Here is a 22,729-nt window from a genome sequence, read left to right as displayed (position 1 = left end):
TAAGAGGCTCTTAGGGGCGCTGCATGTCTGAGGACGTCAGCTCTCCACTTTCTCCAGTCCAGCGCCTTCGATCATTTTAAGCGTACGACGAACGGCCTGAGGCGGCTGTCCGAATGAGCGAAGAAATGCGCGGCGCATGCGGTCCCGGTCAGCGAAACCCGTGTCGCGTGCCACGATTTCGACGGGATGGGTTCCGTCTTCGAGCATGGCTTTTGCTGCCTCGAGTCGGAGTCGCTCGACGGCTTTTGCTGGTGAATGCCCAGTTTCTTCACGGAACAGCCTGCTGAACTGACGAGGGCTCAGATTCGCGGTATCCGCGAGTTCTTCGACGCTCAAAGGATTTCGAAGATGTTCCTTTGCGTAGACAAGTGCTTTTCGGATACGGTCGGAGCGCGGTTCCAGCTCGAGAAGAGCGGAGAACTGGGACTGCCCGCCGGGCCTCCTGTGATAGACGACAAGCTTGCGAGCGATCGTCTTCGAAAGCGCCGCCCCGTAGTCATCCTCGATGAGCGCCAAGGTCAGGTCGATAGCGGCACTCATTCCGGCTGATGTCCAGATATTCTCGTCGTGAACGAAGATGCGGTCTTCGTCGACATGGACTTGCGGGAACTTCCGCTGTAGATCGCGTGCGTGCGCCCAATGGGTTGTGGCGAGCCGACCATCCAGCAGGCCCGCCTCTGCCAAGAGGAAGGCTCCTGTGCAGACACCCGCAATACGCCTGCATTCCGTGGCTGCATTGACGATGTATTGACGCAGTACCGGTGAGGACGCACGCGGAACCAGTTCGCCGACGACCATTAGTGTATCGGGATACTCTTCGAGCTTCCTGGTCTGGATGCCGATGTTCAGCGAAGATCTGACCGTCCCACCTTTTTCAGACATCACGGTCAGCCGATAGGCCTCTTCGCCCAGCTCCTGGTTTGCGAATTCGAACGCGGAGAGCGCCGCCAGTCCCATGACCTGGAAACCATCCTCGAGAATGAAACCCACGCTGCGCATAGCCTGATTACTCCTGCTGCTTTCAATGCGATACTGCCGACGTTACTTCCTATCGGTGACGCCGGCAGACCTTGTCTATATGGATTGGCGATATTGCGATTGCCACCGCGGCTTTCGGCTCGCGATGGCTTCGATCGGAGAAGGTTACTCAGCCGCCTGTCTCGTCTCCGGCACACACTCGTCCTCGCCGAGCTTCCTCGGCACATATCGCGACCGTAGCAGCACGTAAAACACCGGGGTCAGGAACAGGCCGAATAGCGTGACGCCGATCATGCCGCTGAACACGGCGGTACCGAGTGACCGCCGCATCTCGGCTCCTGGACCCTCGGCGATCGCGAGTGGCAAGACGCCGAAGATAAATGCGAGTGCCGTCATGAGGATCGGGCGCAGACGCAGATGGCAGGCTTCGATAGCTGCTTCCACCGCGGTCTTTCCCGCGTCTTGCGCCTGGCGCGCGAATTCCACGATCAGGATGGCGTTCTTCGCCGCCAGGCCGATCAGAACCACGAAGCCGATCTGCGTGAGAATGTTGTTGTCCATTCCCCTCAAATAGACCCCGAAAAGTGCACCCAGCACCGCCAGCGGAACGATGAGGATGATTGCCGCCGGCAGGATCCAGCTCTCATATTGTGCGGACAGTGCGAGAAATACGAAGACTACCGACAGCGCGAAGATGTAGACAGCGCTGCCTCCAGCGTGGGTTTCCTGATAGGACAGTTCGGTCCACTCGTATGTCGTACCTGATGGTAGCGTCTTTGCGGCAAGCTGCTGCATTTTTGCGATCGCCTCGCCCGTAGAAACGCCAGGAGCGGCGTTGCCCTGGAGAGGGACAGAGACATACATGTTATAGCGCTGGACAAGCGTCGGGCCGCTTGTCTCCCTGATGTTCGCAAGCGTTCCTAACGGAACAAGGGCTCCAGTTGCGGATTTGACCTTGAGATCGAGCATATCGTCGCGCTCAAGGCGGAACTGTTTGTCCGCCTGGGCACGGACCTGATAGACTCTTCCGAACGCGTTGAAGTCGTTGACGTAGGCGACGCCCAGATTGCTGGATAGAGTGTCGAAGATATTGGGGATCGGAACGTTCAGATACTGCGCCTTGTCTCTGTCGATATCCAGGAAATACTCCGGGCTAGATTCCGAGAAGGTGGTGAAGACCCCGGTGAGACCTGGCGTCCGGTTCGCTTCGACCATCATCTGCTGAGCCAGGCCGAGGATGCGGGTCATGTTCGAGTTGTCCTGATCCATAATTTGCATCTTGAAGCCGCCCGAATTGCCGATGCCCTGAACCGGTGGAGGGGGGATGGCAATGATGAAGGCCTCATCGACGCTCTGCAGGTTCTTATAGAGCGCCCGGATGATCTTTTCGGACGTGTCCCCGGTCGCCAGCCGTTCCTCGAACGGCTTGAATGGTGTGAAAATCACGCCAGCGTTCGAAGCGTTAGTGAAGGTTGCGCCGCTGAAACCTGCAAATTGCACCGCATTGGCGACACCAGGTGTGTCCTTGGCGATATTTCCGGCCTTCTTGATCACCGCATCGGTGCGGTCGAGGGATGCGCCTTCCGGAAGCTGGACGACCACGATCGCATAACCCTGGTCCATGATCGGAATAAAGCCGCTCGGCACCTTGGTGTTGAGGAACCAGGTTGCTCCGAGGAGAGCGACGAAAACGACAACTGCACAGCTTAGACCGGTTTTCGAGCTGACGATACTCCGGACGATTGCGGAGTAGCCGGAGCTGAGTTTGTCGAAACAATGGTTGAAGATATCGGCACACCATTTCGTGAGCTTCGTCACGGGGTTCGTCTTCGTCTCCGAGTGATCGTGAGGGCGCAGGACGATCGCTGCAACGGCCGGAGACAAGGTCAGCGAGTTGAGTGCAGAAATTGCTGTCGCGATCGAGATAGTCACGGCGAATTGCCTGTAGAACTGGCCCGAAATTCCCGGAATGAAGGCCGTCGGCACAAACACGGCGATAAGAACGAGCGATATGGCGATGACCGCCGTACCCACTTCATCCATCGTAACGTGCGCTGCCCGACGAGGCGACATACCGTTCGCGAGATTGCGCTCTACGTTCTCTACCACGACGATCGCGTCGTCCACCACGATACCGATTGCAAGCACGAGACCGAAGAGAGTGAGCATGTTCAGGGACATGCCGAATGCCGCCAGGAAGGCGAAAGTACCGACAAGTGAAACCGGGATCGCGACGATTGGGACGATCGCCGTTCTCCAGGACTGCAGGAATATGAGAACGACGATGGCGACAAGCACGATCGCTTCGCCGATCGTCCTATAGACCTCGTTGATCGAATCCGACACGAAAGCCGTGGTGTCGTAGATGATCCGATACTCCAGACCGGGCGGAAACTGGCCAGAGAGATCTTTCATGATCGATTTGATCTGCGCAGCGGTCTGCAGCGCGTTCGTACCAGGTCGCGCGAAAATACCCATCCCGACCGCCGGTTGATTGTTGACATAGGAGTTCGTCACGTAGTCACGCGCACCGAGCTCGATCCTGGCGACGCCTTCAAGTTTTACGAGTCTGCCGTCAGGCGTTGACTTCACGATGACGTAGCGGAACTGTCGAGCATCCTGGAAGCGACCGTCTGTGCGCACGGTGTATTGGAACGGGTTCTCCCTTGCTGTGGGCGGCGCCCCGATCGAGCCGCCGGAAACCTGGACGTTCTGATCGCGCAGAGCGTTCACGACGTCGGTTGCGGTCATTCCATATGAAGACAGCTTCTCCGGATCGAGCCAGATGCGCATGGAATATTGCCGCTCCCCAAAAATCTGGATGTCGCCAACGCCCTGCAGGCGGACGAGCACATCCCTGACGCGGTTTCGCGCGTAGTTGGACGTATATAGCTGGTCGTATCGGCCATTCGGCGAGAGCAGATGCACGACCATGAGGAGGTCGGGCGAGCTTTTGGTCGTGGTGACTCCGAGGCGCTGCACTTCCTGGGGCAATCGGGGAAGAGCGACTGCCACACGGTTCTGCACGAGAACCTGAGCTTTATCGAGGTCGGTTCCCAGGGCGAACGTGATCGTAAGCGTCATTGCACCGTCTGCGCTCGAATAGGAAGACATATAAAGCATGCCCTCGACGCCATTCACCTCTTGCTCGATCGGCGTCGATACGGTGTCAGCAATCGTCTGAGAGTCGGCTCCAGGATACGAGGTCCTTACGACGATCGTCGGAGGCGCGATCTCGGGATATTGTGAGACCGGAAGCTCGAAATAGGCGATCGTTCCGACAATCATCAGAACAAGCGAGATGACGCAAGCGAAGATCGGACGGGAAATGAAGAAGTGGGCGAACCTCATTGGCCTGCCTCCGATGCAGATGCGTTTTCCGGTGCAGAGGCAACGGGGTCCTTGTTTTCCGAAGGCAGCGTTGTTTCCTTGGGATCGACCTTCATGCCGGGGCGCACACGCACGACGCCTCTCACGATAATGGATTCGCTTCCGTCAAGGCCGCTACGAACGACCCGGTACCCGAATATCCGCGGGCCGGGCCGGATGGCCTTCGTGCTGACCGTATTGTCCTTCCCGACAACGAAGACGACGCGCTCGTCCTGGTCCGAGCTGATAGCCTCGTCCGGGATAAGGACTGCCTGATAGGAGTTCGACCCCTCGAGCTCGACGCGGCCGAATAGCCCTGGCTGCAACGCGAAGTCCGGATTTGCGAACCGGGCGCGGGCGCGAAGAGTGCCTGTCTGGGGATCGACCCGGTTTTCGGCGAAGTCCAGGGTCCCTTCGAATTTGGTGCGGGCCCGGTCGCCAAGGGTGACGGAGACTTTCAATCCGCCGCCGCCACTCTGCAGGACTTCACCGTTCTTGCGGGCCGTCTCGGCATAGTTCAGGAGCCTGCGCTCGTCGATGTCGAAATAGAAATCGATCGGATCCAACATGACGATCGAGGTCAGTACCGTCTGGTCGGCCTGGACGAGATTGCCCACCGAAATCTGATGACGGTCGATACGGCCACCGAGCGGTGCGGTGATCCGGCTATATGTGAGGTCGAGGTTCGCACGATCGAGTGTCGCCTGTGCGCCCTGGACATTCGCTTGTGCTGAATCCAGTTCACGGCGACGGTCGTCGAGGGTAGATATCGTCTGGCTTCCGGATTTCACCAGAGAATTGACGCGATCGAATTGCGCCTGCGCATAAGTGAGGCCTGCAGTGGCAACAGCGAGGTTGGCTCGCGCCTGGTTCAGTGCCGTCAAGAATGGGCGCTGGTCTATCTCGAAGAGCTGATCACCCTCCTTGACGAGCTGACCATCCCTGAAGTTGATCGCCTGCAAGTAGCCGCCAACGCGCGCCCGGATTTGAACTTCCTCAGCAGCCTGGAAGCGGCCGATGAATTCATCGCGGTCTACGACATCGCGCAGCACTGGCTTGGCCACGACGACCTGGGGCGCGGGACTTGTTTCCTGTGCAACTCCGACCGAGGTCAAAGCGACGCTGCAAGCGAGGAGCCAAAGTGAAAATGGAATCGAGCGGTACTTCATCAAAGCCCCCTGTGGTGTTGCGGAAATGCGCATCGCAGGTCAACGTCGGTGCGGCACACTCGAAAAGACTGCCGGAGGCGAGCAAGAAACGATTGTAAGATCGGTCCTCCCCAGCGGAACCCGATCGTCCAATATCGATTCTCGGGTGATTGTTAGAAAACGTCTGAGGTCAAAGGAGCTCGGAAACGATGAACATGAAGTTTGAGATCAGCGAAGAGCCTGTTCGGGACGGTATCGAAACTCTGCCGGAGTTATCGGATATCACCCTCGTAGTGGGACACGCGCCTGCATCCCCTGCAGATGTGCTTCTCGATGAAGCACTCCAGGAAAGCTTCCCGGCGAGCGATCCTCCGGCGTCCGGCAAGATGGAGTGAAGAAAAGCCTGGGCGCGTCCCGGGCTTGAAATGTTGGTCGAGCGCTTTCAAGGGCCTGGTACCTCGTGCGCGGCCTCACTGCGTGCAGACAAAAGGAACGGACCATGGATAGCGGTTCCCGCGACTATCAGAGATTTCCAACACTGACGCCTTTGCAGGTCGAGACGGCCCGCAGATTCGCCAGCGCTGGGCCGCTTTCATTCGAGCCCGGCCAGGAGATATTTCCTGTCGGCGAGCGGAACGCGCCAGCCTTTCTGGTTCTCGAGGGGCAGATCGATGCGTTTCGGCATGACAGTTTTCGCGGCGATCAGGATGTCGCCGCACACAAGACAGGTCAGATCTCAGGCGAGATAAACCAGCTATCCGGCCGCCCGTCACTATCAGGACTTAAGGGTGGACCTGACGGATGCGTGGCTATCGCTTTCGATGCGCCGCACCTTCGCGCACTCATCATCGGGTCCGCGGAAGTCGGCGAGACTGTCATGCGCGCTTACATCCTAAGGCGCGTCGCCTACCTTGATGCCGGCGTAGGCGGCTCGATCCTGGTCGGGACGTCAGCTGATCCTTCGCTTATGCGCCTTCAGGGCTTTCTCACCAGCAACGGATATCCCCACACGGTGCTCGATGCCGGGTCGGATGAGGATGGGCTCGTTCTCGTTGAGCGACTCGGAATAACGGCGGTTGAACTGCCATTGATGATCTGCCCAAGCGGCACGGTGCTCAGAAACCCGACCGTGGGAGAGGCAGCGACATGTCTCGGTATCACGCCTGAACTCGATCCGGAGATCCTTTACGACGTTGCGATCGTGGGAGCGGGGCCTGCAGGTCTGGCCACCTCGGTCTATGCGGCCTCCGAAGGTCTGCGGTCGATTGTTATCGACCAGCGCGCGATCGGCGGGCAGGCGGGCAGTTCATCCCGTATCGAGAACTATCTCGGTTTCCCGACCGGAATTTCTGGAGCAGCACTTGCGGGGCGGGCCTTCAGTCAGGCGCTCAAATTCGGGGTAGAGGTTGCGTTGCCGCTAAAGGTCAGGGAACTGACGGCCCCGGAAATATCTCGTGCACGGTCGGCACCCATATCCTTGAAACTCGAGGACGGGCAGTCAATTCGTGCGAAGTCGCTCGTGATTGCCTCCGGTGCGCGGTATCGCACGCCCGAGATCGGTGGTTTGCAAAGGATACAGGACACCGCTGTTTCGTACTGGGCCTCCGCGCTTGAGGCCAAGCTTTGCGAGAACTCGGACGTTGCCCTTATCGGGGGCGGAAATTCAGCGGGCCAGGCCGTAGTTTTCCTCGCCCCACGCGTCAAGCGGCTGCACATGATCGTTCGCCGCGACCTCTCCGAGACGATGTCATCATATCTCATCGAACGGATTGCGGCGTTGCCCAACGTCGAAATACATCTGGGTTGCGAACTGGTCTCGGTCAGCGGGGACGATGGACCAAATGTCTCAGGCATCCTGCAGCATAAGAAATCGATGCAGACGAGAGCCTGTGATTTCGGCCACCTCTTCCTGTTCGCCGGAGCCGATCCGAATACGAGTTGGACCGGCGGGAAAATAGACACGGACAACAACGGCTTTGTGCTTACAGGCAGAGGGTTTGATGAAGACGTCTCGTCTTTCCTCGGGCGGCAATCGTTCGCTCTGGAGACGAGCATACCCAACATCTTCGCAATCGGAGATGTGCGCGCCGGCTCGACCAAAAGAGTAGCGGCAGCAGTGGGCGAGGGTGCCGCGGTCGTCAGCCAAATACATCAGGCGCTGAAGTTTCTCGACGTCACGGTTTGACGGAAGCAAGCGCAGGCACAGTAAAGGCCACCAGCGGAAACGCATTTATCCTCGACAGCAGGCGTCTCTTGTTGAGAAACGAAATCCGGGCCCGATGGAGCACGCGAAACGGACTTCGTACACTCCCTGTGCTAGCGTATCAGAAAATGGGCTATCTGCTCTTCGAGCACTCGCCACCATCCCCATTCAACGTAGGCGATGAGGGCGGCGAGGATTGCGCCGGCGATCGAGTTGAGATGCCTCAAAGGCGACAGCGACAATTCCGTCTCGAGCGCGCCTGGCTCGAAGATCGAAGGAAGTGGCATTTCGGCGACAGGAAAGAGTGCTCTCCTGAGCGCATCGGCGTGGCGCTCGTATGCCCCGACCCGTTGTGCGGCCGTCAGGTCATCATACAGGTATTCTTTGACGGCGTGCTTGCGCTCCTCGGGAAGGCAGTGGTCGATGTAGAGCTGGATCTCGATTTCGGTGATGGCCGGCATATTATTTGATGCTCCTGAGATGCGCGCCTCTGCGCGCGCTCGCCCGCAGCGGAATCTCGACGAACTCCCTCAATCGCTCTCTCGCGAGAGGGAGTTCGTTGATTACGAAGCTGTCAGGTATGCCCAAGGCGCTCCCGACTTCCTGGAAAGTCAGCTGTTCGACTGACGTGAGCAGGATCATGCTCCGGTCGAGTGTCGTCAATCTTCTCAGGGCGCACGCGATCCCGGTGTCATTCTCCGGGATCGGTTCGCTGTCAGCGTCGTCGGAGATCGCGGCATTGTCGTCTGCTAGACTATGGATCAGGCCGTAGCCTTCGATCTTGAGGCCACCGAAACCGAGGAACATCCAACGTGCTTTCAGCGTTTTCAATGCGATCATCACAAGTGCATCGGCCGACCCAATGTCTGCTGCGTGCCCTCTTGCGAACCTTCGAAAGGCTGGAACGTGCGGCAACACGTTTTTTGTAAACTCTTTCATGAGCGCAACCAGTCTACATTTCGGGTCTATTCGGTAGGATTCCAGGCAATTTTGGCCTGGAAAGCGGGGCAACGAGCCCTGCAAGCGGCATAGCGCGCGGGTGGTTGCCCGCGCGCCCGCTACCTCACGAAAGATGGATGTCCGAAAGATCGATCGATACGACGAGCGGTTCCGGCATTGAATTGCCGTCCGGCTGTCTGGGGAAAATGCGTCGTTCGGTCGGGAACATCAGTCCCTGAACTTCCTTGTAGCCGCCGATGTAGTGAGCACCAGGCGTGTTTCCGGCAATCTCGACGTCGTAGTCATGCCGCTTGAGGAGGCCGGCGTCGTCGACGTAGAGGGTCTGAACGGTGCTGTGTGTAGCAATGTTGGCGGGGAAAGTGACCTTCAAACGCTGCCAAGTCTCCCCATTTTCAGTCCACTCGCCGATCTCCTCCGCTTGAACGCCCGGCGCGGTTAGAAGGAAGGGCATGTTAAGGTACGTCCACATGGCGATGCCCGCGAAATAGGCGAGCTGCGGGTCGGACCAGGGAGTTTCCAGCGTGTGGCCGGCGAACGACGAGCGAGGATCCTTGAGCTCTTCGAGGACCTTACCATGTGCATCCTTGATCTGGACCAGACCCGGCTCAAACCGCGTCACTTTTCCTTCGGCGCTGAAGGGGTCATGGGAAGCCCACTCCTCGCCGAGGCCGACCGAGACGTTGGTTACGTCAAGCTGGCCGGAATGCCCCTTCAGCGGCCACAAGACGCCGCCTTGTTTGAGGTGCGCCGTGAGGCGTGTGTATTTTTTCCAGTTTTCCAGGCCGCCATGGGCGGCAATGATTTTCTCGACGAGGGAAGGCATTTTCGTCTCCGTGGTTGCGTTGTTTAGCTGTTCAGGAAGTGCTGGACGTGGGCGACGAACGTATCGGGATATTGGAAAAGCGCGCCGTGACCAGAGTCCGGATATAAAACGAGTGTGGCGTTCGGCATGTTCTTGAACATCTCGTACGCGTTGATGGAGGGGAACATCGTGTCGTCGCTGCCGTGTACGATGAGCGTCGGCTGTGTGATCGCCTTCAACGACTTATGGGCAGGGTCTTTGTCCGCGCACCATCCGATGATGGAGGCTGCCTGCGGATTGCTGACGGAATCCGGGCTCTCCGGATCGCGCTGATGTGTGCGAACAGCGGCGCGATTGACGAATGCCTGTCCAGCAGCCTGGCTTGGTTCCGATGGAGTGAAGAAGAGGGGAAGGCGGACGTCCTCGGCATTTCGCGCGAATGCCTCCTCGACGACCTGCATCAGGTGCTCTTCGCCACCCTTGGGCGCGGTGCCCGCGAGTACGATCTTGCGGACCTTGACGGCTGGGCGAGCAGCCATAAGCTGTGCGATGAACCCACCGAGGGAGAAGCCGAGAAGATCAACCTTGTCATAACCGAGGGCGGCTATGAAGCTCTCAGCATCCGTCGTCATCTGGTCAACGGTATCGGGCGTTTTGCCCCCGGATGTTCCGACCCCTGCGTTGTTGAAAACAATTACGGGTCGATCCACCGCAAGAGCGTTCACTACAGCCGGATCCCATGAGTCCATCGTTCCGGTGAAATGCTGCAAGAGAACCAGCGGGGTTCCAGTCTCACGGCCTAGCCGACGGTACGCATAGCGAACTCCGTGGGCCTCGACATATCTTGTTTCGGCTTCCTCGAGTTTGACGGACATCAGGCATCCTTTCCTTGTCATCACGACCATGTTGGTGTGGAGGAAAGTGCCGATTAATGTCCCGTTACGCGAGTTAATCAGTGTTAAGTTGGGTTATGGATAGCGCCCCGGTCGCAGTCGGGATCGAACTAGGAGGCGGAATCGCTCTCCAACGTCAGACCATTGCGGCAAGGAGCCAAACGTATCAGGTCCGTCGCCGCTTCGAGATCGATAGTCTTGCTTCCTGGTTCGAATTTGCCGATTACCGCCTCGATGTCATCGATGATACCGGGTTGATCGGAGCGCGACGAGAGCTCGTACGCGGCCATCAGACAACGTAATTCCCAGAACGTCGCCACCATCTTGCGCGAGAGCGCTACCGCGTCCGCGGCAATCTTCCTCGCGAGCTCTGGATTTGTCGGAAACTCCGCGATTGCCAACAAGCGAAGCAACTCCGGACGGCACCAACCCGCATCACCCTGGAGGGCGCGCTCGATGTGGGTTTTACGAGCGCGCTCGCCGGCAATGACCACGAAGTATTCCAGCCTCAGTGCCGCCGCGCCTGAGAGCTCCTTTTCGAGGCCGCCGTGATTGTCATCGCCAAACAGCCCATTCCGATAGGACGAAATCCACTGTTGCCAACGGATCAGTCGTTGTTGTTTCGCCAGGCCTTCTGCTTTGTCGAGGTATTCACTTGCCTCGCTATGTCGTCCCACAAGCGAAGCCATCGGAAACGCGCTCAGCATCAGAAGAAGGCACGAAGCGATCGAGTAACCCAGATCCTCCGCTTCCCGTACCGACTCCTTGAGGAGATCCATGGCGGTGACCATGTTGCCTTCGAGGAATTCTACGAACACCAGGACCGCCAGGCCCGAGATTCGCTGGTCGAAACCAAGTCCGGCATTCGAGGTCCTCCTGATCGACCCGCTGCCATCGTCTAGCGAACCCTCGATTTCCTTGCGCGCGCGAGAGAGCTCCCCGTTGAAGAAGTAATTGTGCCCAAGCATCGCGCTAAAGACATGCGATGACACCTGTGGGTTCTTGTCCCGTAGCGCAAGCGCGGCATCGATTGCGTCCTGGTATCTGCCATGCGAGCACAGGATGGCCGTTCTTGCCGCATTTGCCTGGATACACTTGCCTAGATTGCCGATTGCTTCCGCTATTTCGATTCCGCGGTCAATTTCGTATAGGGCATCGCCGTCTTTCGAGTATCCCTGAACGTGGTACAGCGCGCTTCCTTTGGAAATCCGGAGGTCGAGCTCCGTTTCCGTTCCCTCGTGCGCAGATCCGGGGACGCGTTTCAAGGCTTCGTCGAGGACCTGTATCTGCTCGTTCATCAATCCAAGTTGAACCCAGAGAATCTTGGAATTGGCAGCAAGGCGCATTCCCGACTCGGCCGTTTCAATTGACTCGAATGACCAATGGATCGCACTTCGGATATCGTGGATCAGATCTGAATACAGCCGCATCCAGTCAGCGGTCGCCAGCGTCGGCCAGTCACGAGCGGCGTTAGCAAGCGCCTTTTCGCAATAGTCCGCGTGGGCCGCATGAAGCAGCCTTGCTTGATATCCTCTCCTGACCTTGTCCAGAGCGTAGCTTCTTGTTGTTTGGAGAAGTCGATATTTCCCGTCGCCACCGCTCACCGAAAACAGCGACTTCAGGAACAGGCCATCAAAAGCCTCGTAGAAATCCTCCTCCGGCATTACGCCCGCACAGAGCGTCTGGGCGGCTTCGGTCGAAAAAGCGCTGGCGAACATCGCGCAATATTCGAACAGAAGGCGTTCCTTGTCCGTCAGGCCATCAAAGCTCCAATCGAGCGTCGCTCTCAGCGTTTGCTGCCTTGGAGGCGCTGTTCGCCGTCCCCGTCGCAGAACCGCGAGCGGGTCGCTCAACGAGCTGACGAGATGGGCAAGTCCGAGGTTGGCGACGCCGGACGCGGCAAGTTCGATAGCCAGAGGGATGCCGTCGAGACGCCGGACGATAGATGCAGCCGCTGCAAGCGTTTCGGGATTGTTGAAGTCCTCCAGTTCGGACGACAACATAACCCGGTCAACGAAAAGCTCGACCGCAGGATATTTCAGTAGCGAGGATTGGGGGCTGTCTTCCGGGGGTACAGGAAGGGAAGGTAGCTGTCGTATCCTTTCCCCGGCAATGCGCAAGGGCTCGCGGCTTGTGGCAAGCACGGTCACCTGCTTCGCGGCCGCCAAAATGTCCTCGACGATGAAAGCCGCTTTGGAAATGACGTGCTCGCAATTGTCGAGCAAAAGAAGGAGGTTTCGTTCGGCCAATGCTTCAAGGACGGCATGCTCCGCGTTGTCGATGACAACACTTAGTCCGAGCAGGCTCGCCACAGTCGGAGCGATCTGCTTTTCGTCACTTAACGAGGCGAGATCGACAAACAAGACCTCGCGAGCAGCACTTATGATTTCGGCAGCGGCCAGCGCGACGGACGTCTTGCCAACACCGCCTGCGCCCGAAATCGTTACCAGACGATTGGTCGAGAGCATTTGCGCGGTCTCTGCCACGAAGTCGTCTCGACCAATGAGGCGTTCGGTCAGTCGCGGAAAGCTCTGCTGCAGAACCTGCGGTTTGGCAGGAGCCTGATTGACGGACCCGACCCCGGAACCCTCCACGGGCATGACGAAAACGTAACCTCTACCCGGTACGTTCTCGATGTATCTTCCGCTAGTCCGATCACCCAGAAGCTTTCGAAGTGTGACCAGGTGCACGCGCAGCGCGCCCTCTTCTACGGTCGTATCCGGCCATACCGCTGCGAGCAAGGTTTCCTTGCTGACCACTTCCCCCGCCGATGTTGCAAGTACGGCTAATATGTCGAATGCCTTACCGCCAAGCTGAAGCACGTTGCCGGATTCGGTCAGCTTCCGCTGGGCGGTATCCAACTCAAATCGTCCAAACCTCAGTACGGTCATTGACGATATCCGGCCGGGTTAGAGCTGGGCTGACGCGCAGATGATGAGGCTCGATTGCCAGGACAGCCGAACAGGGGCACAGTCGCCTGTGTAGGCACGGCGCACAAAGCTCCGAGAGGAAAAATTTGTAAGCGGTCTTGTCCCACGTCAGGCTCGCCTTTGGTCTTATTGCGGAGATAGACCAACCGGTCAGTTTATGCAACGAACCATTGAGCGAATGAACTGTCGGATTCTCTTTATGCGTTGTATCCACCATCAACGTTCAGAACGCTTCCGGTGATGAAAGAGGAATTTGGACCGGCGAGGAAAAGGATTGCTTGGGCGACCTCTTCAGGCTTTCCCAGGCGCTTGAGGACGTTAGACTGTTTCTCCGCCTCGAGCATTTCGCTCGATGCCTCGGAGAGCTCGGTCTGGATCGACCCGATCTGGACCACGTTGACATTGATCCCCCGCGGCCCAAGGTCGTGGGCCGCGCCGCGACAGAAAGCCGTGATGGCTGCTCGGGTTGCCGCGTAGTCTGCCAAACCGGGAGCGCCTACCCTGTCCGCGAGGCTGGCACTGAGTGCGATTATTCGTCCCCCGTTTCCCATAAACCGGACGGAGGCCCGAACCAGAGCTGCGATAGCCATCACGGTTCCCGAATACTGTGCTTCAAGCGCGTCCTCATCCATGTCCACGTCATCGATCTGCCAGTGGGCGCGATGATGTGCGTTAGCAATCAGGACGTCTATCCGACCCATCGCAGAGATCACACCCCGCGCGAGTCGCGCGCACTCGACTCCCGATCCATCGTTGGGCCAATCGAAGGTGATGACGCGGTTGCCGAACCGCTGAAGTTCGGTGATGAAATCCGAGGAGAATTCGCTAGCATCGACCGTTAGGGCCAAGTCGGCTCCGGCTATAGCGAGCAGCCTCGCCGTAGCCCGTCCTACGCCCTTATCGGCGTTTGTTAGCAGCGCCACTCGGCCTGCGAGCGGACGTAGGATGTCGTCGGGCAATTCTGGCACTGACATTTCCTTCAGAACAACGGCAACGAAGCGTACTGCGAACTTCGCCCATCGAGCCCGGATACGCGAAGAGCCAATACCCGTATTGTAAGATTGGGCAGCACCCCACAAACACACAATCCGTAACACTGCTAATCAGACTTAACATCGCTTAACTCGCTTAGCGCCGAATGCCCAGACTAGGTTCAAGGGCATCCGAAGCAACGAGTTACGCCAATGCCAAACCAAGTTTCATCCGCTCAACTGCGTCCCGCAAATAATCAGGTCGTGGTGTGGAGTTTGAACCCGCATGGCCTTACGGCGCATTTCCCGACACCAGCACTAGCTCCGACGAGGACGCCAACGTTTCCTCGCGGCAGGACGGTTGCAGGTCTGGCCGAATGGCAGAAAAACAAGATTATGCGCTACATCGACGACAATGTCGAAAGCTGCATAAGGGTGCAGGAGCTCGGGGCTCAGGTTCGGCTTAGCGCGAGCCGTTTTTCCAAGGGCTTCAAAGTTTCGTTCGGCAAGTCGCCCTACGACTACGTCCTCGCGCGGCGGATCGAAGCGGCCAAATACCTTATCACCTCTACCGACGAGCCGCTCAGTCAGATTGCGCAGGCCTGCGGGCTTAGCGACCAGGCTCATCTTTCGAAGGTATTCAAACGACTGGTCGGGGTGACCCCCCTCAATTGGCGGCGACGCCATGCCAGTGGATCGGCTGTCCCGGTTGCGTCGCAGCCATGGTCAAGGCTCGCACAGTCGTCTGAACGCGTGATGGCGATGTAAGGCCATGGCACCTGGTCGAAACATGATTTCGGGCGGCCTTTTCCTCGCGGTGACGAGGTTGATCGGGAAGAGGTGGCGTTCATCGGTGCGATCTCACGCAGCATCAGATCTCCAGGTTCATGCATGCAGCATGATGGCGCGTGTTCGTAAACGCCCGGTGGAGCAATCCAGCTTCGCTGGGTCACTGCATTTTCAACGGAGGATACTGTGAGGAAATATCTCTGTCTTTTGACCCTCGGCTGGGTAGCGATCGCGCTCCCGGATTCGACTGCTCGGGCCGATGGCGACCCGGAAAAGGGCCTGAAACTTTTCGCACGTTGCAGTGCCTGCCACACCGCGAGCGAACAGAACAGGGTGGGGCCGGGGCTCCTTGGTGTGGTTGGGCGGACCGCCGGAACAGCTGGAGGTTATAGCTATTCGGCCGCAATGAAGTCTTCGGGCGTGACATGGGACGAGCGAGCGCTGGACGCATTCCTCAAGTCGCCTTCGGGCGTCGTTAAGGGCACCCGAATGACCATCTCGATCCCCAAGGACCAGGATCGCGCCGATGTTGTCGCCTACCTGAAAACACTCACTGTCCAATAATCCGGCACTAGAGGAGCAGAAACATGAAAAGCCTCGTTATCAATGGCGTAACCCACCAGGTCGATGCCCCGGACGACATGCCACTTCTTTGGGTGCTTCGTGACATCCTCGGAATGACAGGCACCAAATACGGATGCGGCATTGCCCAGTGCGGCGCCTGTACTGTCCACGTTGACGGTATGGCTGTCCGAGCGTGTCAGACGACGATGGACATGATTGACGGCCAGAAAATTACGACGATCGAAGGCGTCGGCGAAACGGAAATCGGGGCGAAAGTCCAGGCCGCCTGGCTCGACAAGGAAGTCGTTCAGTGCGGCTACTGTCAGTCTGGACAGATAATGTCGGCGACGTCCCTGCTCACTGTCAATCCGAAGCCGACCGACGCTGAGATAGATGAGGCCATGGCAGGCAACATCTGCAGATGCGCCACATACGTCCGGATCCGCGAAGCAATCCACTCAGCGTCGGCCTGAGGGTGTTCCATGGTCAAAATTCTTGAATAAGGAACAGGCAATTGGATCCATTGGAAACCGCCGAAATATGGCACCGTTCCGGGAAAGAAGTGGCTATTGCAACCGTCGTAAGCACATGGGGCTCATCACCCCGACCGGTCGGCAGCAGATTAGTCGTCGATGACCAGGGTAACTTCGAAGGATCGGTTTCAGGCGGGTGCGTCGAGGGCGCTGTCGTCACTGAAGCACTGGACGTGATCAGCAGCGGCGAAGCCAGGCTCATCGAATTCGGCGTTGCGAACGAAACAGCTTGGCGTGTTGGCCTCTCGTGCGGCGGCATCATCTCCGTCTTTGTATCGAGGCTGAGCTAATGGACCTCAGTCTCGTTACCGCCCTCAACTCGGCGAAAGCCCGTCGAATCCCGGTGGTCGAGATCATCAATCTCGCCACTGGAAGCCAGGAACTCTTAACGGCTATCGATGGCATCGACAGCGCGGTCGCCGATGCAGCACGCCAAGCCCTGGCTGGCGGTCTTTCCTATCGTACGGAGATTGACGGTATTCCATATTTCCTGAATGTGCATCTTCCCGCGATCCGGCTCATGATCATCGGTGCAGTCCATATCGCGCAGGCGCTGGCCCCTATGGCCAGCCAGGCCGGGATGGAGACCATCGTTGTCGATCCGAGAGAAGCTTTCGCAACCGAAGATCGCTTTCCCGGCATCATCTTGCTTCCGGTGTGGCCCGATGAGGCTTTCGAGGAGATATCTGTCGACGCGAACACCGCGATGGTCGCTCTTACCCACGACCCGAAAATCGACGATCCAGCGGTCAAGCAAGCTCTAAGGGCCGGAACCTTCTATATCGGGGCTCTCGGTAGCTCGAGAACTCATCTTGCAAGGTTGGAGCGCCTGCGAGCGGCTGGTTTCGAACAGTCTGTCCTGGAGCGCATTCGGGGCCCGATCGGTCTTGATATCGGCGCAAGGGAGCCGGGTGAAATCGCCGTCGCCATCCTGGCTGAGATTATCGCCCATCGACGGTCCAGGTATGAGGCGGGAAAGACGATATGTTCGGCAAGTTTGAGACAGAAATAGCTACCGGGATGATGCTCGGACACCGTCTTGCGGTCGGAGGCAGGACCTTCTCCAAAGGGCACACCTTGTCCCTCGAAGATGTGGCATTCTTCCTTTCGCACGGAATTTCCAGCGTACTTGCCCATCGGTTCGAAGAACACGAGATCGACGAGGTCACAGCCGCCGATATCCTCGGCGCTCCTTTTGCCAAAGAGGGAGTTTTTTCGAAGTCAGCCGTGGGTGGAAGGGTAAATTTCTACGCCAAAGCCGATGGCCTGTTTATCGCCGAGCGAGACTTGATCAATTCGTTCAATAGCATCAATCAAGCGGTCACGTTTGCCTGTCTGGCTGACCGCAGCCGGGTAGTCGAGGGAGAGCTCGTCGGCACCCTGAAGATCATTCCGCTTGCAGTCGGATATCGGACGGTCGAGACAGCGAGGTTGGTGGCTTCCACGCGGCCACCAATATCCGTATGGCCGTTTGAATCCCGAGCCGTTACGCTCATCTCAACCACTCTACCGTCACTTGGCGCGAAGACAGTCGAGAAGACCGCGCGAATAACCGCAGCCAGGCTGATGGAGCGAGGCTCGACGCTCGTGTCGGAGCTATATTCGGAACACGATATAAACGCACTGGCCGACGTCCTGAGGGAAGAAGCCGATCGAAGGGCGGGATCCAATCATCTGGTCATCGTTTTCGGGGCGTCGGCCGTTGCAGACGCAAACGATGTCATTCCTGCTGCTATCCGTGAAGCAGGTGGAAAGGTGGAGCGAGTGGGGATGCCTGTAGATCCGGGTAACCTGATAGTCATCGGTGCGATTGCGGATATTCCCGTGATCGGAGCACCGGGCTGCGCACGCAGTCCGTCCTTGAACGGTCTTGATTGGGTGCTGGACAGGACGCTTGCGGGCGACCGCATTGACAGCGGGACGATTGCCAGGATGGGGGTCGGGGGGCTGCTCAAGGAGATTTCGTCGAGGCCGCAGTTAAGGGAAGCCTCCGTCAGTCACGAAGCTGTCCCGCAGCTCCGTGACACCGCATTATCGGGGCTATGAGCGCAGGCCGGCGAGTACACGTTCGCGAAGGCCTGCGCATGTTCGCATAACAGCATCAAACTCTTTTGTAGCCGCCGGAAATCCACTCTGAAATCAACTCGGCGTATGTCTCTGCTGCGTCTTCCCAGACGAAGTGGCCGGCGTCGATGACTTCGGCGCGGCAGTGTGGAAGTCGGTCTGCAAGAAACTGCCCGTTGGCGGGCGGGACGATGGGGTCATCTTTGCCTGAGATGACGAGCGTCGGTGTTTGGAGCGACGGCAGCAGGCCGGCGAGGATCGGAAGGTCTTGCTTATAGGCTCGGACGAAGTCGGCCGCTTCGTTCCACCGTTGGCCGTCGGAAGAGTTCCTGTAGTCCTCCAGGATGGTTTCTGGAATTGAAACGCGCGCGGTGCTCTTCACCAACTCATAGACACGTTTACCACCATCGAAATCAGCGAAGTCACTCTTTGACGACGTCATGATTTGACGCAGGGACTCTCCAAAAAGCTGTTCGCTTGTTCCACCGCTACCGCCCACAATGCTCTCGAAGCGCTCCACATGGCGACTGGCGGCGTAAAGCACGGCGAGCGTGCCGACGTCAGGCGCCACCACGTGCGCCCGTTCGATATCGAGGGCGTCCATGATGCGGATGAGGAAATCCCCCATGGCGTGGGGCGACATCAGGTCCGACCGGCCCTCAGACATGCCAAAGCCCGGGAGATCAACTGCAGTCAATGGTCCGAGCTCGCTGATACGCGGCCACACGAGATTGAATGCGAAGATGCTTTCGGGCCAAGGGGCCGTAAGCAATACGGGAATGCCTTGAGCATCTTTAGTGCTCACAGTTCGCACCTTGATGCCGTCGATAGATATGAATGCGGTTGTCTCAGGCATGTTTAAGCCGTTGGTCATCGAAATAGCCTCCTGTTCGGTTGCCGCCTCGGCAAAATCTATAGTCAGGGTAGGCTTGGAAGAGCCCACAGATCTTTGACAATCCGGCTCCCCCGCAGGTTTTCGAGCGGCCGCATCTTACAATATCGGGATGCCCAGGCGTGGTTCCATGCTGCGAAATCGAAACCGCGAGGCAGCAATGAACGATATTGAAAAATTCGACTTCCTTATCTTTGGTGGCGGTAAGGCGGGCAAGACGCTGGCGATGGAGCAGGCCAAGGCAGGGAAGAAAGTTGCGGTTGTAGAAGCTGGCATGATCGGCGGCTCTTGCATCAACGTCGCTTGCATCCCCAGCAAGACCCTCATTCGCAGCGCCGAGGTCGCACACACGATCAAGAATACGGCCGAGTTCGGAATTACTGTCGACAGCGTTCGCCACAGCATCGATTTGGTGAGAGATCGCACGGCGAGGGTGGTCGCGGAGATGGTCGCGACGAACAAGGCGGGCTTCAATGCAAGCGGATTCAATCTGATTCTGGGCTGGGGTCGCTTTGTCGCGCCCAAGACCATCCAGGTTGAAACCGAGAACGGCGTGCGGACGCTAACAGGCGATCAGGTGTTCATCAATCTCGGAACCGTTGCAGACATTCCGGATGTCCCAGGGCTTGCCGACGCGGACCCGATTACGCACGTGGATGCTTTGAAACTGGGAGAGTTACCCACGCGCCTCATCGTGATTGGCGGTGGCTATATCGGAATGGAATTGGGGCAGGCATTTCGGCGTCTCGGCGCCGAGGTTACTATCGTTGAACGCGGGCCGCGGCTTGCTCCGCGCGAAGATGTCGACGTCAGCGAAGCAATCTTGAAAATCCTCGATTCGGAAGGCGTGGAAGTGGCTCTCAGCGCTTACGACCTGACCGTTTCGGGCCGCTCCGGCGATCGCGTCACGGTGCATTGCGCCGATGGCCGATCGTTCGAAGGTTCGCATATCCTGGTTGCGTCGGGTCGAAAGCCAAGCACGGCCAACATTGGGTTGGAGCTTGCCGGGGTTGAGGTCGACGAGCGCGGTTTCGTCAAGGTCGACGATCGACTACGCACGAGTGCTCCCGATGTCTGGGCGATGGGCGAAGTCGCCGGCACGCCGATGTTTACCCATGCCTCGCTCGATGACTACCGGATCGTCAAAAGCGCGATGAGCGGCGGAAACCGTACCACCAAAGATCGTACTATCCCATACTGCGTGTTCATCGATCCCGAGTTCGCAAGGATCGGCAAGAACGAAACCGATATGGCGAAGGACGGTGTTGATTACCGCGTTGCCAAGCTCCCCATGGATGTCATTCCGCGTGCGAGAACCCTGTCGCTGCGCAAAGGATTCATGAAGGCCATCGTCGCCCGCGACAGCGACATCATCCTTGGTTTCAGCATGCTCGGTGTGAACGCAGGTGACGTGATGAGCGTCGTCCAGGTGGCCATGCAAGGCGGATTGCCTTTCACCGCATTGCGCGATGGGATTTTCGCCCATCCTACGATTACCGAAGGTCTCAACATGCTCTTTGCAAATGTCGGCGCTCCGACCAAGCGCAACTAGAAATAATTCGGAGATTAATAATGACCCCAGCCAATGCTTCGACAGTCGAAACCAGATACGCAAACCTTGAAGGTCGCACGCTTGCGTATCGGCAATTCGGAGAGGGGCCGCCGATCGTCCTCGCCGTCCGGTTCAGGGGAACGATGGACTCCTGGGATCCGCTCTTCCTTGACGAGCTTACGAAGAATTTCACGGTAGTGATTTTCGATTATACCGGACTCGGTGGATCGACCGGGACACCGACATACGATCGCGCGTCGCTTGCGAAGGACGCAAGGGACCTGATCGATTTCCTCGGCTTTGACAAAGTTGTCATGGGGGGATGGTCGTTGGGTGGGGTTGTTGCACAGGTTTTCGCGACAACCTATCCGGACAAGGTTTCGCAGGCGGTCCTAATCGGAACGGCTCCTCCGGGACATCCGAAAGTCAGCGGCGAGCCGCTTTTCATCAAGACCGCCATGAATCCGGTGAATACCCTGGATGACGAGTTTATCCTGTTCTTCGAACCAGCATCCGAAAGCAGCAAGGCGGCCGCAAAGCGTTCTCATGATCGCATCGCCGAACGCAAGGCAGGCCGCTCTCCTGCGATCCCGGAGGCGACCTTCATGAAACTCCTCAGCGAGGCGAAGGACAGGTCGACCATCTACCCGGATCCCGAAGGCTCTCACATGAGAAAGCTGGCGGCCGGCGTGGTGCCGCTATTGGTGATTTCCGGAGACCACGACATCGCTTGCCCGGTCGAAAACTGGTTGGAACTGGTGCGCGACTGGAAGTCGCTTCACCTGGTGACGCTGCCGCAGGCCGGGCACGGACCGCACCACCAGGAACCGCACTTCTGCGCCGACGTGATTGCGTCGTTTGTCCGGAACCATCGGTCTGGCGAACATCCGTAGTCAACACCTCACGCACTCGATTTCCAGACTTTTGAGGACCAGGAATAATGCACGCTTCTCGCTTTTCCCATCGCGGCTTCTGCTTTTGCTGCGTGGCCCCCGAGACTTCCGGCGCCGGCGGCGGTCCGATGCTGACACCCGCACAGGCCTACGCGAAAGCGCGCGGGATTGTGAATGCAATGAGGGATTATGCGGCCTCGTCTCCTGTTTCGCTTCACACCGTCCGCGGCAGGCTTACGGTTCTGGAGGGCTCAGGCGGCAATATGCTTGCCAGCTTCGGCGACGACGGAATGTTCCTCGTTGATGCGGGCATCGCCGTATCGGAAGCCAAGATCAGGGAAAGCTTGACTACCTTGGGAAGCCCCGAGGTTGCTGCCGTGGTAAATACACATTGGCACTTCGACCACGCTGACGGCAACGATTGGCTAGGCCGGGAGGGTGCGAAGATCATCGCGCACGAAATGACGCTCAAGCATTTGAGTACGGCACAGCGTGTCGAGGACTGGAATTTCGACTTTCCCTCTTCCTCGATCCCGGCTCTGCCTTCGGTCGTCGTGGCAGACACACATGAGTTGGATATCAACGGAGATCGGGTAAGTCTGAGGTTTTACGGAAATGCGCACACGGATGGTGATCTCTCGGTATTTTTCCAGAATTCGAATGTGCTTCACACGGGCGACACTTTCTGGAACGGGATCTATCCGTTCATCGACAGGTCTACCGGAGGCAGCATTGACGGCATGATCGAGGCTGCACGGTGGAACGTCGATATCTGCGATGCTGACACGCTCGTCGTATCGGGACATGCCAAGCCCGTCGGCAACCGCGATGAACTCAAGGTTTACCTGGAAATGCTCGTTGCCATCAGGGCGTCGATCTCGGCGAGTAAAAGCAAGGGCATGAGTTTGGGTGAGGTGCAGGCTCAACGGCCGACCTCGGCGTTTGACGCCGTGTGGGGCCAGTTCGTGATCACGCCGGACTTTTTCACGAAGCTTGTCTACGAAAGCTTGTAATTGCGGCTAAACTGATCGGGGCTGTCATGCAGAGCTTCGGTTCGAACACGGGCCAAGTCTTTCTGTTGATATCAGTCGCATTTGACCTGACTTCGCGAACGATGCCCGCAACCGCGTGACCGAGCACAATGGGAAGCGGCGTTCCGTAGTTCGCCTCGACGGGACTTTGCGGCCG

Annotated in this window: 21 protein-coding genes; 11 read left to right on the top strand and 10 right to left on the bottom strand. The window is 58.0% G+C overall.

Annotated elements, in window-relative coordinates; genetic code table 11:
• Positions 1–36: 36 nt before the first annotated feature.
• The 3 genes from QRN60_RS07140 to QRN60_RS07130 all read right to left on the bottom strand — a co-directional run bounded on the left by QRN60_RS07140 (position 37) and on the right by QRN60_RS07130 (position 5,516).
• Positions 37–999, bottom strand: coding sequence for a GlxA family transcriptional regulator (locus QRN60_RS07140; protein ID WP_045534719.1), 963 nt, complete (start codon positions 997–999; stop codon positions 37–39).
• A 144-nt stretch (positions 1,000–1,143) separates the two neighbouring features.
• Positions 1,144–4,329 carry an efflux RND transporter permease subunit gene (locus QRN60_RS07135; protein ID WP_129567468.1) on the bottom strand — a complete coding sequence of 1,062 codons (3,186 nt, stop codon included), beginning with the start codon at positions 4,327–4,329 and terminating at the stop codon, positions 1,144–1,146.
• Positions 4,326–5,516, bottom strand: a complete 1,191-nt coding sequence (locus tag QRN60_RS07130) for an efflux RND transporter periplasmic adaptor subunit (protein ID WP_045534723.1) — start codon at positions 5,514–5,516, stop codon at positions 4,326–4,328. Before QRN60_RS07130 ends, QRN60_RS07135 begins: the two co-directional genes overlap by 4 nt.
• A gap of 188 nt (positions 5,517–5,704) precedes the next feature.
• Between QRN60_RS07130 and QRN60_RS07125 the strand changes: the two genes are divergently transcribed.
• Together QRN60_RS07125 and QRN60_RS07120 are read left to right on the top strand one after the other, a co-directional pair.
• On the top strand, positions 5,705–5,890 hold the full coding sequence (locus QRN60_RS07125) for a hypothetical protein (protein ID WP_111791589.1): 186 nt from the start codon (positions 5,705–5,707) through the stop codon (positions 5,888–5,890).
• 104 nt (positions 5,891–5,994) lie between these two features.
• Positions 5,995–7,680, top strand: a complete 1,686-nt coding sequence (locus QRN60_RS07120; RefSeq protein ID WP_045534727.1) for an FAD-dependent oxidoreductase — start codon at positions 5,995–5,997, stop codon at positions 7,678–7,680.
• 131 nt (positions 7,681–7,811) lie between these two features.
• On the opposite strand, the gene QRN60_RS07115 is transcribed toward QRN60_RS07120, so the two are convergent.
• From QRN60_RS07115 to QRN60_RS07090, 6 genes are all read right to left on the bottom strand, one after another.
• Positions 7,812–8,159: an anti-sigma factor family protein gene (locus QRN60_RS07115; RefSeq protein ID WP_045534729.1), complete on the bottom strand. Its 348-nt coding sequence runs from the start codon at positions 8,157–8,159 to the stop codon at positions 7,812–7,814.
• Position 8,160: 1 nt separating this feature from the next.
• On the bottom strand, positions 8,161–8,637 hold the full coding sequence (locus QRN60_RS07110; RefSeq protein ID WP_045534731.1) for a hypothetical protein: 477 nt from the start codon (positions 8,635–8,637) through the stop codon (positions 8,161–8,163).
• Positions 8,638–8,761: 124 nt separating this feature from the next.
• Positions 8,762–9,481, bottom strand: coding sequence for a hypothetical protein (locus QRN60_RS07105; RefSeq protein WP_045534734.1), 720 nt, complete (start codon positions 9,479–9,481; stop codon positions 8,762–8,764).
• Positions 9,482–9,504: 23 nt separating this feature from the next.
• The gene (locus QRN60_RS07100) at positions 9,505–10,335 is read right to left on the bottom strand and encodes an alpha/beta fold hydrolase (protein WP_111791590.1); all 831 of its coding nucleotides are present in this window, start codon (positions 10,333–10,335) and stop codon (positions 9,505–9,507) included.
• Between the two features lie 128 nt (positions 10,336–10,463).
• Entirely contained in the window at positions 10,464–13,244 is a 2,781-nt protein-coding gene (locus QRN60_RS07095) for an ATP-binding protein (protein ID WP_111791591.1), read from the bottom strand.
• A gap of 236 nt (positions 13,245–13,480) precedes the next feature.
• Positions 13,481–14,257: an SDR family NAD(P)-dependent oxidoreductase gene (locus QRN60_RS07090; RefSeq protein ID WP_234904956.1), complete on the bottom strand. Its 777-nt coding sequence runs from the start codon at positions 14,255–14,257 to the stop codon at positions 13,481–13,483.
• 210 nt (positions 14,258–14,467) lie between these two features.
• Here QRN60_RS07090 and QRN60_RS07085 point away from each other — a divergent pair, with 210 nt between their 5' ends.
• The 6 genes from QRN60_RS07085 (at position 14,468) to QRN60_RS07060 (ending at position 18,186) form a co-directional block, all read left to right on the top strand.
• Complete coding sequence (locus tag QRN60_RS07085) at positions 14,468–15,022, top strand: helix-turn-helix domain-containing protein (protein WP_234904957.1); 555 nt, start codon at positions 14,468–14,470, stop codon at positions 15,020–15,022.
• A gap of 207 nt (positions 15,023–15,229) precedes the next feature.
• Complete coding sequence (locus QRN60_RS07080; protein WP_129567467.1) at positions 15,230–15,607, top strand: c-type cytochrome; 378 nt, start codon at positions 15,230–15,232, stop codon at positions 15,605–15,607.
• Between the two features lie 23 nt (positions 15,608–15,630).
• Positions 15,631–16,080, top strand: a complete 450-nt coding sequence (locus tag QRN60_RS07075) for a (2Fe-2S)-binding protein (RefSeq protein ID WP_045534743.1) — start codon at positions 15,631–15,633, stop codon at positions 16,078–16,080.
• A 41-nt stretch (positions 16,081–16,121) separates the two neighbouring features.
• Positions 16,122–16,430 carry an XdhC family protein gene (locus QRN60_RS07070; RefSeq protein WP_111791593.1) on the top strand — a complete coding sequence of 103 codons (309 nt, stop codon included), beginning with the start codon at positions 16,122–16,124 and terminating at the stop codon, positions 16,428–16,430.
• Positions 16,430–17,152 (top strand): XdhC family protein, encoded by a 723-nt coding sequence (locus QRN60_RS07065; RefSeq protein ID WP_045534795.1) that lies wholly within the window; start codon positions 16,430–16,432, stop codon positions 17,150–17,152. Before QRN60_RS07070 ends, QRN60_RS07065 begins: the two co-directional genes overlap by 1 nt.
• Positions 17,125–18,186, top strand: a complete 1,062-nt coding sequence (locus QRN60_RS07060; protein WP_045534747.1) for a molybdopterin-binding protein — start codon at positions 17,125–17,127, stop codon at positions 18,184–18,186. The genes QRN60_RS07065 and QRN60_RS07060 overlap by 28 nt, the downstream gene beginning before the upstream one ends.
• Positions 18,187–18,241: 55 nt before the next feature.
• Here QRN60_RS07060 and QRN60_RS07055 read toward each other — a convergent pair whose 3' ends face one another.
• Positions 18,242–19,078 (bottom strand): alpha/beta fold hydrolase, encoded by an 837-nt coding sequence (locus QRN60_RS07055; RefSeq protein WP_111791607.1) that lies wholly within the window; start codon positions 19,076–19,078, stop codon positions 18,242–18,244.
• A 178-nt stretch (positions 19,079–19,256) separates the two neighbouring features.
• Between QRN60_RS07055 and QRN60_RS07050 the strand changes: the two genes are divergently transcribed.
• The 3 genes from QRN60_RS07050 to QRN60_RS07040 are packed head-to-tail and all read left to right on the top strand — an operon-like array spanning position 19,257 to position 22,554.
• Positions 19,257–20,648, top strand: coding sequence for a dihydrolipoyl dehydrogenase family protein (locus tag QRN60_RS07050; RefSeq protein ID WP_045534749.1), 1,392 nt, complete (start codon positions 19,257–19,259; stop codon positions 20,646–20,648).
• 20 nt (positions 20,649–20,668) lie between these two features.
• A complete protein-coding gene (locus QRN60_RS07045) occupies positions 20,669–21,541 on the top strand; it encodes an alpha/beta fold hydrolase (protein WP_045534750.1) in 873 nt (290 codons plus the stop codon).
• A gap of 47 nt (positions 21,542–21,588) precedes the next feature.
• Positions 21,589–22,554 (top strand): MBL fold metallo-hydrolase, encoded by a 966-nt coding sequence (locus QRN60_RS07040; RefSeq protein WP_111791594.1) that lies wholly within the window; start codon positions 21,589–21,591, stop codon positions 22,552–22,554.
• Positions 22,555–22,729 lie beyond the last annotated feature (175 nt).

It is taken from the genome of Agrobacterium sp. CFBP2214 (genome assembly GCF_030209895.1).
GTDB lineage: Bacteria > Pseudomonadota > Alphaproteobacteria > Rhizobiales > Rhizobiaceae > Agrobacterium > Agrobacterium radiobacter.
Note: the sequence above shows the minus strand (reverse complement) of the source record. Positions and strands in the feature narration are given on the sequence as shown.

What these genes read in the sequence shown, in the direction of transcription:
- QRN60_RS07110 (WP_045534731.1), bottom strand. Translation starts at nt 8,637, where the DNA reads ATGAAAGAGTTTACAAAAAACGTGTTGCCGCACGTTCCAGCCTTTCGA.
- QRN60_RS07100 (WP_111791590.1), bottom strand. Translation starts at nt 10,335, where the DNA reads ATGTCCGTCAAACTCGAGGAAGCCGAAACAAGATATGTCGAGGCCCAC.
- QRN60_RS07105 (WP_045534734.1), bottom strand. Translation starts at nt 9,481, where the DNA reads ATGCCTTCCCTCGTCGAGAAAATCATTGCCGCCCATGGCGGCCTGGAA.
- QRN60_RS07130 (WP_045534723.1), bottom strand. Translation starts at nt 5,516, where the DNA reads ATGAAGTACCGCTCGATTCCATTTTCACTTTGGCTCCTCGCTTGCAGC.
- QRN60_RS07090 (WP_234904956.1), bottom strand. Translation starts at nt 14,257, where the DNA reads ATGTCAGTGCCAGAATTGCCCGACGACATCCTACGTCCGCTCGCAGGC.
- QRN60_RS07075 (WP_045534743.1), top strand. Translation starts at nt 15,631, where the DNA reads ATGAAAAGCCTCGTTATCAATGGCGTAACCCACCAGGTCGATGCCCCG.
- QRN60_RS07085 (WP_234904957.1), top strand. Translation starts at nt 14,468, where the DNA reads ATGCCAAACCAAGTTTCATCCGCTCAACTGCGTCCCGCAAATAATCAG.
- QRN60_RS07055 (WP_111791607.1), bottom strand. Translation starts at nt 19,078, where the DNA reads ATGACCAACGGCTTAAACATGCCTGAGACAACCGCATTCATATCTATC.
- QRN60_RS07120 (WP_045534727.1), top strand. Translation starts at nt 5,995, where the DNA reads ATGGATAGCGGTTCCCGCGACTATCAGAGATTTCCAACACTGACGCCT.
- QRN60_RS07045 (WP_045534750.1), top strand. Translation starts at nt 20,669, where the DNA reads ATGACCCCAGCCAATGCTTCGACAGTCGAAACCAGATACGCAAACCTT.
- QRN60_RS07140 (WP_045534719.1), bottom strand. Translation starts at nt 999, where the DNA reads ATGCGCAGCGTGGGTTTCATTCTCGAGGATGGTTTCCAGGTCATGGGA.
- QRN60_RS07060 (WP_045534747.1), top strand. Translation starts at nt 17,125, where the DNA reads ATGTTCGGCAAGTTTGAGACAGAAATAGCTACCGGGATGATGCTCGGA.
- QRN60_RS07125 (WP_111791589.1), top strand. Translation starts at nt 5,705, where the DNA reads ATGAACATGAAGTTTGAGATCAGCGAAGAGCCTGTTCGGGACGGTATC.
- QRN60_RS07050 (WP_045534749.1), top strand. Translation starts at nt 19,257, where the DNA reads ATGAACGATATTGAAAAATTCGACTTCCTTATCTTTGGTGGCGGTAAG.
- QRN60_RS07115 (WP_045534729.1), bottom strand. Translation starts at nt 8,159, where the DNA reads ATGCCGGCCATCACCGAAATCGAGATCCAGCTCTACATCGACCACTGC.
- QRN60_RS07065 (WP_045534795.1), top strand. Translation starts at nt 16,430, where the DNA reads ATGGACCTCAGTCTCGTTACCGCCCTCAACTCGGCGAAAGCCCGTCGA.
- QRN60_RS07040 (WP_111791594.1), top strand. Translation starts at nt 21,589, where the DNA reads ATGCACGCTTCTCGCTTTTCCCATCGCGGCTTCTGCTTTTGCTGCGTG.
- QRN60_RS07135 (WP_129567468.1), bottom strand. Translation starts at nt 4,329, where the DNA reads ATGAGGTTCGCCCACTTCTTCATTTCCCGTCCGATCTTCGCTTGCGTC.
- QRN60_RS07095 (WP_111791591.1), bottom strand. Translation starts at nt 13,244, where the DNA reads ATGACCGTACTGAGGTTTGGACGATTTGAGTTGGATACCGCCCAGCGG.